This window comes from Rhodococcus sp. IEGM 1406, from assembly GCF_030056745.1.
GTDB lineage: Bacteria > Actinomycetota > Actinomycetes > Mycobacteriales > Mycobacteriaceae > Rhodococcus_F > Rhodococcus_F erythropolis.
In genome coordinates this window covers 130,411-140,767 of record NZ_JASHKO010000004.1, presented here as the reverse complement: position 1 = coordinate 140,767, position 10,357 = coordinate 130,411, and the positions used below count along the sequence as shown (strand labels likewise).

Here is a 10,357-nt window from a genome sequence, read left to right as displayed (position 1 = left end):
GGGGTCCCCATGCTTCCGTTCCACAAGTAGAACCCGTAGCATTTTCCTTGTGGCAGTAAGCCATTCAGAAACTATCTCCGGAGGATCGTATGTTGGGTTCCCTTTTTTCCATCAGCTCTGAAATCGGTGTCCCGTCCGTTGATGCGCTCTTCGAGGCTGCTCGGACCATCATCGGCGCGATCTTCGGCCTGAGCTGACACGTCGCAGCGACCTTCCCCCGCGGTGAAGAAAGTCCCTGTTCTCCGATAAGGAGAACAGGGACTTTCGTGCAGCGTGCCGGTGAGTGGTTGCGTGGCGGCGAGTTAGTGTCCTACCGGCCGTTCTGTAGATACGCGATGGCTATCAGCGATCCGACTTCGTCGTTCACGTCCTCGGTGCTGGTGAGCCCGATCTTGTGAGTCGACTGCCCGGGAGCTTTGGCCGGCACCAGAAGTTCGGAACCGGGGGCCTCGACAAAACGTAGTCCGAGGTCGACACGGGCTTTGGTGGCCGCTGACGCTCGCGGCTGCGGTCGTGGTGTTGTTCGGTCTGTGGGGATCGATCGACACGAGCTGTGACGGACCCGCGGAACGAGACATGGCCGGTGGCGGATGGCTGGTGATCGCGACGTTGTCCGTGTGGTCCGGGGTCTTTGTCGTGTGCGCGCTTCGCCTCCGCACCGGAACTGGGGCCGTGCTCGCGGTGCTGTCGGTGGTGTTGTCGACCGTTGTCGTGGTCAACATGCTCGCCACAGCTTCGAGCCTGTGCTGGTGAGTGTCGAATCCTGGACGCAGCGCCGTAGACATAAACGCCGGGTGGCGCGGGGCGGTAACGAATGGGGGGAAACCGGCGACACGGTGTGCACACGTATCAATCCCGGCGGGCTGGAGGTCTCGATGTTCACGTTCACAGGGCGCGGAGTCCTGGTGTGCGCAGCTGTTGCCCTCACCGCTCTCGTGGCGGGTTGCTCGTTGGACTCGCCCGCCGGCGCCCCCGCAACCTCGATCACCACGGTCGCCCCGTCGGATGGGACAGGCCCACCTCCCTCGGAGTCGGATGCTGCTACCGTCGATGGCGGTTCGGGCCGGCCGCCGATCGAAACCGCCCCCGAGGCCGCGTCACTGCCGCTCTCGGCATTCGTGGAGGGGTCGGGATACTCGTTCGGCACCCCGAGTAGCCAAATTCAGTGTCGGGTGTCCAGTTCGACGTTGGCGTGCCAGACACGAGGTCGGCCGCACACGGTGATGACCGACAGTTTGTGCAAGATCCGTCTTGGTGACGAACAGGGCAGAGCGGATCTGTTCGGGTATCTGGAGGGCGGGACGCTCCCGTGTGCGACCGTCACGCAGGGCGAGGTCTACGTATCGCCGCACACTCTGGGATACGGGCAGCGGGTGACTTTCGAACTCACCCAGGGCATCGCCGTCACCTGCGGATCGGCGACTGACGGACTCACCTGTACCGACACCGACCCTTCCAACGGAGCCGGGTTCTTCCTGTCGGTCGATTCGTTCACGCAACTCTGAGGGTCGGCATGCGGTCGAGGGAATCAGGAGTTCGAGTGCTGAAAATGCCCAACCCGCACACCGCGGTCGGACCGCAGAACCGACAGGGGTTACCGACATCTGCGTGTGAGCGTGCACGGCGAACGATGGACGAGCCCACTTGGCGGCTAGTGACCGGGCTCGTTGTGTTGGCTCGGAGGTATTCTTAACTGGTGTTCTGCCAGTTTAGGCGTCGCGGAAGTTCCCGCTCGGATCCGTTGGCACCGGAAGCGAACGTACTGTTTTTTCAGTCGCAACAGTGGCGCTGCCCCGATCGGTGCGCCAACGCCGCCGATCAAGGAATTGAGGCAAGGACCCTGATCGTCATGATGGATGTCACGGATTCTCAGAACGCGCTTCTGGTACAACATGGTCTTCGGCGTCGTGAGACCACAGAATTCTTCATGGACTCAGGAAGAACTAGCTCAGATCGAACCGTTGCCACAGCATGGCTGTGAAACTGAAATGACTGCACTCGACTCCGTCCATCGCAATAATCGGCACCGCGATACCTGGTCAGAGGCACTCTCTTTCGTTCGGAAATCGACGGCATGAATCCTCTGCCCTGGGTCGTCCAGGCGGAACATCTCAATTCTTTCCCGGCTCGTAGTGTGCGGAGTCATGTTCGCTTCATCGCAACAGGCGGCGTCGGCATGTGTAAATTTCAACTCGGTGCATTGCGAGATTTCTACGACATACTGCGCGAATTCGATTCGGTGCTGGAATACAACCCACAGGTGCGCCCGCTCCCCGGTTTTTGCTTCGATGGAGGCTTCAGGTTGGTAACCCGAGCGTCTGCCGATCGCAACCTCGTCATTCGGATGAACGAATTCACAATCCCGCAGGAATTGGGCGCAGAGCTGTGGGCGATACCTGGGCGCATGCCTGCGTTCATGCGGTAGGGGCGGCACATCCGCTGTAAACGCCCGGGTCAAGCATTCCACAAGCGTTGTCTCCGGGCTGTTCTCAACCGTGCGGTGGTTCGCGGGTTGGCAATTCGAATAATTTAGCGGCGCTTCATATCCAGGCGACACCATACAAGGTCGGATTGCCCACTGGAAGAGCTATCAGCGCGATTTTGTGCCCCTAACAAGAGGGCATTGGCGGCGCGTGCGTTTGTGTGGGCTGTTTGGTTCATGTTAGATGCAGGGGACGTGGACTGTCAGGTCCCCCGGAGAGGATTCCGTGCTCATTTCCACAGCACCTTCCGTTACTCATACGGCCCTCTTGGGGCTGGGCGTTTACCGGCCCCGACGGAGTGTCCCCAATTCCGAAATCGTCGATCGTATCGACTCTTCCGACGAATGGATCCGCACCCGGTCGGGAATTGCAGCGCGCGGGTGGGCGGAACCGGACGAAACCATCGTGGCGATGAGCGTCAGCGCCGCTCGCAGCGCACTCGCCGCGGCCGGAATCGCCGCCGAACAGATCGATGCAGTCGTACTCGCGACATCGTCGCAAATGGTGCTCGGCCCCTCCGCGGGCGCGGTCGTGGCGACGGAACTCGGATTGCACGACACCGCAGCGTTCGACGTCTCAGCTGGGTGCGCGGGCTTTTGCTACGCGCTCGGCAACGCCGCAGCCCTCGTCCGCGCGGGTCAGGCACGCCATGTTCTGGTGATCGGCGTGGAACGGCTTTCCGATCTGCTCGATCCGACCGACCGTACCTGTGCGTTCATTTTCGCGGACGGGGCTGGAGCAGTCGTGGTCGGTCCGTCCGAGTCCGAAGGTATCGGTCCGGTCGCATGGGGTTCGGATGGAAGCCAGACGTCTGCAATCAAGCAGGACAAGGACTTCACCCAGTATTTCGCCGAGGTCGCTGCGGCCGAGCAATCCGGCGAACGCAGTGAACGACCGTACATCCGAATGAACGGCCAGGCTGTATTTCGCTGGGCAATAACCTTTTTGGAGAAGGCCTGCCGCGACGCACTGGACAAAGCTGGAATCACGGCCCACGACCTCGACGCGTTCGTTCCACACCAAGCCAACAGTCGCATCACCGACGCGCTCGTACGAACGCTGGGACTGCCCGACACCGTCGCAGTTGCCCGCGACATCACCGAAAGCGGAAATACCAGCGCAGCATCGATTCCGATGGCCATGGAACAACTTCTCCGTTCCGGCGAGGCCCGACACGGAGACACGGCGCTGCTGCTCGGATTCGGTGCCGGCCTGGCTTATGCAGGACAAGTTGTCCATCTCCCACCTCTGGCATAACCCAACCGATTCGAATGATTCGGTTCAATGACCGATCGAGATGCGCTCCAGGGGCTGGCGAAGTGTGCCCCGTTCGTGGGCTTCGAGGGCGATCCGAGATAGTTTGCAGTGGAACGGTATTCGTCTTGCATGGTCAGCCAGAAGCCGAAACTCGCTCCGGAAGCTATGGTGTGGGCTCGCGGTTGGTAACGGTTCCAATCGCCCGTCATCCGAATCCAAGGGACTGTTTTAGGGTGGAGATGCCGGGTGGAACAAAGAGCCCGGCGCAATAAGTGGGTCTCCGCGATGTGTGCTCAACACGGGGACGTCTCACCTCATGGAGTCCCTGACCGGCATCGGCCGGTGGGGGCTCCACTGAGAACGTACGCCGTATTGATGTGTGTGCAGGTCACGGAAAATGTGTGCTTCCGTTGCCCTTCTTTGCACGATGCTGCCGGAGGTGTTGCGCAGAACGTGCGAGATACCCGCTCACGTGCATGATCTCGATGCTCGTTCCGCCTTTGCGGCTGGCGTTGTCACGGCTTGGAGTACGCGCCACTGGTGTCCGGGGCAACCTGCGCGAGGCGACTCCATTTTCGAACTGACATTGCGTTGTGGTTGTAGGAACGGTTGTTCGTCGATCATGATGGGAACATTGGTTCGTGCAAGAGTTCGAGGTGGCTCGGCGCGGGATGACTTCCGGCGGCTCCGTGTGCGTTCGCTCTCGGAATTGGCTGCCGTCCGCGCGTCCGGCGCCGCGCCATCATGATTGTCGTGTCCTACTGACCGCCGTAACATGCACTGCACCAATTGTTTTGCTCCATTTGTCCGAATGTATCGGTGCAGTTCAACGCTTTTGGGAGTAAGTGCATTCTCCTCACCTGCGGTTCGGAAGTGAATTCCTGTGAAATGTGGTTTCGTTGCGGTGGTTTCTGTGCTGATGGCTCGAAACCTGGCTTTAATCGATCCGGATGTCGTGATTTCGATTCGCATCCCGCTGATGTCACGCCCGAACCGGTTCGTCCTCTCGCTGCTGTTCCCGATCGTCATGCGCATTCTCTGTGACGCCATCGTCATCCCGCCGAAGTCCTTCTGGAAGCAGTTCGACATCCCGAAGTCCGTGAAGAAGGACCTGTTCTGGGATCTGCCCGAGTCGCGCCAGACCCTGCGCAACTACTTCGGTGACGTCCGCATGCTGGCCACCGACACCGGCCTGATGAACCGTGCCTCGCGCCTGGTGTGGAAGGCCTGCAAGATGGACGGCCGCGCATCGCGCTTCCGTAGCGAACCTCACCGCAGCTCGCACAACGCTGCTGCCTAGCATTGGGGCGGCGCTTCTCCCTGGCGGTTGCGTTACAGGATCGCCTTAATTCCCTCGTCTACCAGCAGGTGTCGCGTCGTGGCGATTTTGGCGCGTGGCGGCCGGTTGCCCAACATTTGTTTCGTCGCACTCGGGCGCGAACCTCCTCTCAGCTAGCCGCATCTTTGGGCGAGAGGGTCGAGTGACTGCAATTCGTCGAAGTGGGCTTCGCCGCTTCGGGGAGCGTGTCGCCGAAGTGATCGTGGAACTGGTCGTTGATGCCGTCGTATCGCAGTTGCGTTGATCGTATGTTCTGCTCGCAGGATCGTCCCGAGGCAGGGAAGTCCATGCGCTGCAACGTGACGCCTACGACGTGTGCCAGAACCCCCGACGTCGAACATCATCGCCGCGGCCTTGTGCTGAAATTCCTCGTCAACCGTTTGGCAGAAGAACCCTTCGGCCTGACCTCGGCGGAGCTGGCGTCACTGAATCCTAGATTGTTTGCATGGCAACGTAACTCGTATTCGACCGTGTGTACTGTGCAGAAACGGAGCGAGCCGGGGCCTGTGGTTGACACGCCCCTAGGCTGATACCACGGCAATTTTGTTCTCGATCTATCAATGCCACTTCCAAAGGTCGGCAATGAACCGGGATAGTTTCTGGACTATGTCGCGTCAGTGCGTTCGGGCTTCACATCTTCGATCGACCGGCTAGGACAGTCAGGGAGCGATGCGCTTCCTGGCGGATCGCGGGGTTCGGATCGTTGTGTTCGATGCCGGTCAGCAGCGTATTGATCGCCTCGTTGTTGAAGCTTTGGAAGCAGCGAATGAGCTTCCATCTGAGGAGTTCGTCGTCCTGGGCCCGCGGGTAGAGGGCACGCAGCGCCCGTGAGGCGATTCCCCGCCATCGACGTCGAGGCGAGTCGCTCCGGATTCGTTCGAGTGCGTTCCGTGTGTCCCTGAGCTTCTTTCTCGACACGACGAGGAGGACGCCGAGGGCAACGATCGCGGCGAGCTCAACTACGGCTGCGATTATCCACATGGTCACGCGTCTATTCTGACCTCGATTTCATGGTCAGTTACGGGCCGCCCATGCCGACGACAGTGAGGGTCGTCCTGATTGCCGAGGGAAAGGTTCGTCCTGTGTCGCCTCTTTTCCAGTCACACAATGTTCGGGTTACGGCAATCGCCGCCGAGGACCTGGTAACGCTGACGTGCCGTAACGCCACGGCACGTGCCGGTCCAATGCCCGCACACTTGCCACATGGTCACAGATGGACAGAGGAGGGTAAAGACGAATTCATGTGGGCGATCGAAGCTGTGCCCAAGGTCGCGGTGTTCGATCTTTTGGCGATCTCCCGCTACGCGTGGTCGGTTGCGTTGGGTGATAGGGGGTTTGAGCCAACTGCTGCCTCTCAAAAGTCCATACCACTGCAGGATTGGAATAGGGGCCGGCGGCGAAGCCTATTCAGCGGCGAACAGCAGGTAGCCGCCTCGCGTGGCCGCTCGGCTTATTGTGCGTGAGTGAGGAATTGTGGGCCGGGACGTATACCCCGATCAAACTTGAATCTCGGCGTCGGCTGGGGTCGTTGCCGAATGCCTGGTGAGTTGGTTAGGCCGTCCAGCGGCCCGATAGGCACAGACCTAGCGACAGTCCCCCTCCACTGAGGTCGGGCCTCTGCCCGAAGCCCCAATGATGGTGGGGGAATCACTCGGTTTCGTGCATCCCGTTGGGTACGTTTGCTTGGTTGTTCCGAGGGCGCCGGATAGCGGTGTTCACAGAGACATGCCTCCGTCGACGGGGATGATCGCCCCGGTGGTCCAATTGTCTTCGAGGGCTAGGCGTGCGATCCAGATCGCGGCTTCTTCGGGGGTGCCGGCGCGTCGAAGTGGGAGTGTGGCTGTTCGGGTGTCGAGGAGCTCGTTCTCTTGTGCTTCGGTCATGCCGGCGTTGCGGAACAGTGATGTTCGAATGGGGCCTGGCGCGATGGCGTTGACGCGTATGCCGTCGGGGCCTAGTTCGAGGGCCCAGCATCGTGTGAGTTGGGCAAGTGCGGCTTTCGAGGCTGCGTAGTGCGAGTTGCTGGCTGTGGGTTTGAGTGCCACGGTGCTGGCGACATTGACGATGGAACCGCGTGATGAGCGTAGAGCGGGTAGGAAGGCTTGCACGACGAGGGTGGGTCCGATGATGTTGAGGTCGTGGAGTTTTCGGATCTGTTCGGTGGTTGTTTCTTCGAGGGAGGTATAGAGATAGGCGCCGGCGCAGTTGACGACGAAGTCGATTCCCTGGTGGTGGGAGATTGCTTCGGCAGCGGCGGTGCTCACGTGAGATTCGTCGGTGATGTCGACAACGTGGGTGCGCACGTGTTCGTCGGTGGGAAGGGTGGCGAGCGTGTGTTCGTTCTTGTCCCATGCTTCGACTGTTGCGCCGAGTTGGCGGAGCTGGGTGACGGTGGCCCGTCCTAGTCCTGAGCCTGCGCCGGTGACGATTCCGATCTGGGGGGTGTGCATTACACGCTCATTTCTATTCTGCATGAGTGATTTGGTGTGGGGTCGTGTAATGATATGCGTTCGCCCAAATAGGTCAGGTTTTCGCCCGGCGCTTTGTTTCTGGTATGCATGGGATGTTCGGAGTCGTTGCGGCTCAATAATGTTCAGTGCGCTGAACTCGTCGTGCCGCTCCGGGTGAGGTTGAGCATTGTTAGGGCTACTACTCTTCGGCCTGCGAAGTTTGGTTGGAGGGGGCCAGCTCACGCGGGCTCGACGTCAGGTGAGTGCCGACCTGAATGAACGCGGGTACGAAGTCCGGGGTGCCTGTCGCGGGGGAGAGGATGTGCGCTCCGAAATGAGCGACGACCAATTCCAGGTTGCGCGAGATCAAAAGTCTCTGGCCGTGGATTCCGCTTGCCATAAACGATCCGAACGGGTCGTTGAGGATCCACCAGTAGTCGTGGTAGCTCATCGTCGGGGGAGAGTCGACAGGTGCGCGCGGGCTTCTGACTTCCGAGGGATAACCTGCGGGTACGTCTGCGGTCAGGGATCGCGCGATGCTGGGTGGGATCACCTGACGATCGCTAACGGCGCCGTCACAGCGGATCATCTCACCTACTTTGGCTACGTCTCGAAGGGTTGCGCTGAAACCGCCGGCCGCCATTTCTGTTCCGGATGAGTCGACGATGTAGAACGCATCTTCCTCGGCTCCGATCCGAGACCAGACCAGTTCGCTAAGAAGTTCGGCGAGAGAAGTCCCGGTCACGCGGCGCAATACTTCGCCTACCGTCTCGACATTGCCATTCTCATAGCGGAATTCGGTGCCTGTCGGGCCTGCGGTTCGTGCGGTGGCGAGGTGCTCGAGGATGGTCTCCGGGCCGCGATAATTCGCAGGGCGCAGGTTCGGGGCGACAACGGCCCAGAATCGGCTGGCTTCGACGGTGCGATAGAACTTTCGGTCACTGTAGGTCACATCGGTGCCCATGTGTAACAGGTCTTGAATCTTGCTGTCTCCGAACGCAGTTCCTGTCAACTCGGGAATGAACTTCGATGCAACGTCGTCGCGGCTGAACAGTCCTTGTGCTTCGACGAGTGCGGCCATCAAACCAACGTAGGACTTCGCCATCGAAGCATTCAGGTGCGGTTCATGGGCTTTGCATCCGTGCAGGTAGCTCTCGTACACGAGGCGGCCGCGATGCACGACGGCGATGCCGTCGCTGTGCGCGCCCGCCAGGAAGTCGGACAACGACTGCTCCGGTTGATTCGGAAGGTTCAGAGGGATGCCGGACAAGTCGGTGTAGTCGGTCGGCAGGGTCCATGTGGGTCCGTCGCCACGCCACACGCGGCGGGTCGGTAGCATCTCTCGGATCGTCGTGGCCTGTTGGCGTACGTCGGCCGGGTCGGTGAATCCGCGGGCCCAGCGAAGGTCGTCCATCGCGATGGTTCGTGTCATCAAAGGTCCTCTTCTGAGTTGATTTGTCGAGTTTCGTGCGGTGGGGGCGAAATCACCTGACCTCGGAATGCGCATTCTGGTCGTGGAGAGACGTGACTGCGGTCAGCAAGGCCACGCTGTCGCGGGCGTACGGCCGATACAGGGCGCCCGAAGCGACCCCGTTGAGGGTCGTCAGGACGACGGTGACGATGAAGAGCGCACCCTGCAATCCCATTCTGTCACCGAGGATTCCGACGAGGAAGGCGTAACCGGCGTACGCGAGTGCTTCGACGGTTGAGAGCGATACTGCGAAGGCGAGTGCTCGTAGTTCCGGGCGGACCACCGCCATGATGATCGGCCGGTTGACCACAGGTACCTGACCTTGAAGGACGCCGACGATCGCGAACATGACGGCGTAAGCCCCAATGCTGTTCCAGGAGATCTGTGTAGCGACTAATGCGGCAAGGGCAAATCCGAGTTGGCTGGCCTGCAGCATGAGGATGCGTCCGCTGCGCGGTCGCATGACATGGACGGCATCGTTGACTCGCCCTCCGACGAAAGTGCCCACGAGGTAACCGATTGCGAAGGGCGGCGCGATGATCGATGCCGTAGTGGTAGTAAATCCATGCTCCTCGACGAGAAAGACGATACTGAAGCTCATGATGACGTTCTGGCCGGAGAAGATGCGTTGGATCAGAATGTATCGGTATGTCTTGATGGCGAGGAGCTCTCGTATACCTTCACGCCAGAATCGGGTTTTGGTCTCGAGATCCTCGCTGGTCGTCTGCGGGTGTGTATCGGAGGATTCAGGATCGTCGAGGAAAATCAGGATCAGCACCCCGATGATGATGCAGATCGCGCCGGTGATGATGTAGCCGTAGCGCCACCCGTCTTCGAAGCGCGCTAACAGTCCGAATACGGGAGCGGTCGCGCCGGTGATGACGGCGACACCTCCGTACATCAATCCGGTTGCGCGACCACGGCGCGCGTCTTCGTACAAATCGCCGAGTATGGACAATGCGATCGAGCCGGCTCCGGCGAAACCTGCAGCACCGATTGCATACAGAACGAGAAACTGAGTGAAGCTGCCGGACAGGCCGGCCAGGATCACCCAGGCGCCCCAGAATCCTGAACAGACGGCAAGTACCGACTTGCGAGAATATCGGCGGGCCAGGAACGCCCAGGGAATTGCGGTGAACACCCCGACTGCTTTCGATACGGCGACGATCGTGCCGAGTGCAGCTGACGAGAGCCCCATTGCCTCGCGCATCAGCGGGAACATCACGGACGTCACGCTGCTCTCGGCGTTGTCCATTGCCGTAGAGCCGGTCAGGAGAGCGAGGTTCTTTCCTCGCCGACCGCGCTGAAACTGGGTAGGCGACGCAATTTCTGTGGTCATTGTTCCTCCGGAGGATGC

At 60.3% G+C, this 10,357-nt stretch carries 7 protein-coding genes and 1 pseudogene; 4 read left to right on the top strand and 4 right to left on the bottom strand.

Going from position 1 to position 10,357, the window contains the following annotated elements:
- Positions 1–513: 513 nt before the first annotated feature.
- The 4 genes and pseudogenes from QM596_RS19510 to QM596_RS19495 form a co-directional block, all read left to right on the top strand.
- Positions 514–753, top strand: a complete 240-nt coding sequence (locus QM596_RS19510; RefSeq protein WP_113684146.1) for a hypothetical protein — start codon at positions 514–516, stop codon at positions 751–753.
- Positions 750–1,505, top strand: coding sequence for a hypothetical protein (locus QM596_RS19505; RefSeq protein WP_162793452.1), 756 nt, complete (start codon positions 750–752; stop codon positions 1,503–1,505). The genes QM596_RS19510 and QM596_RS19505 overlap by 4 nt, the downstream gene beginning before the upstream one ends.
- 1,161 nt (positions 1,506–2,666) lie before the next feature.
- Positions 2,667–3,740 (top strand): beta-ketoacyl-ACP synthase III, encoded by a 1,074-nt coding sequence (locus QM596_RS19500; protein ID WP_195849595.1) that lies wholly within the window; start codon positions 2,667–2,669, stop codon positions 3,738–3,740.
- Between the two features lie 955 nt (positions 3,741–4,695).
- Positions 4,696–5,040, top strand: a pseudogene (locus QM596_RS19495) (diiron oxygenase); the annotation flags it as partial.
- Positions 5,041–5,709: 669 nt separating this feature from the next.
- Here the strand turns inward: QM596_RS19495 and QM596_RS19490 are convergent.
- From QM596_RS19490 to QM596_RS19475, 4 genes are all read right to left on the bottom strand, one after another.
- The gene (locus QM596_RS19490; protein WP_113684141.1) at positions 5,710–6,066 is read right to left on the bottom strand and encodes a hypothetical protein; all 357 of its coding nucleotides are present in this window, start codon (positions 6,064–6,066) and stop codon (positions 5,710–5,712) included.
- A gap of 728 nt (positions 6,067–6,794) precedes the next feature.
- A complete protein-coding gene (locus tag QM596_RS19485; RefSeq protein WP_195849594.1) occupies positions 6,795–7,529 on the bottom strand; it encodes an SDR family NAD(P)-dependent oxidoreductase in 735 nt (244 codons plus the stop codon).
- A gap of 199 nt (positions 7,530–7,728) precedes the next feature.
- Complete coding sequence (locus QM596_RS19480) at positions 7,729–8,961, bottom strand: serine hydrolase domain-containing protein (RefSeq protein WP_113684138.1); 1,233 nt, start codon at positions 8,959–8,961, stop codon at positions 7,729–7,731.
- 52 nt (positions 8,962–9,013) lie between these two features.
- Positions 9,014–10,339: an MFS transporter gene (locus QM596_RS19475; RefSeq protein ID WP_113684137.1), complete on the bottom strand. Its 1,326-nt coding sequence runs from the start codon at positions 10,337–10,339 to the stop codon at positions 9,014–9,016.
- Positions 10,340–10,357 lie beyond the last annotated feature (18 nt).

What these genes read in the sequence shown, in the direction of transcription:
- QM596_RS19500 (WP_195849595.1), top strand. Translation starts at nt 2,667, where the DNA reads ATGCAGGGGACGTGGACTGTCAGGTCCCCCGGAGAGGATTCCGTGCTC.
- QM596_RS19485 (WP_195849594.1), bottom strand. Translation starts at nt 7,529, where the DNA reads ATGCACACCCCCCAGATCGGAATCGTCACCGGCGCAGGCTCAGGACTA.
- QM596_RS19480 (WP_113684138.1), bottom strand. Translation starts at nt 8,961, where the DNA reads ATGACACGAACCATCGCGATGGACGACCTTCGCTGGGCCCGCGGATTC.
- QM596_RS19475 (WP_113684137.1), bottom strand. Translation starts at nt 10,339, where the DNA reads ATGACCACAGAAATTGCGTCGCCTACCCAGTTTCAGCGCGGTCGGCGA.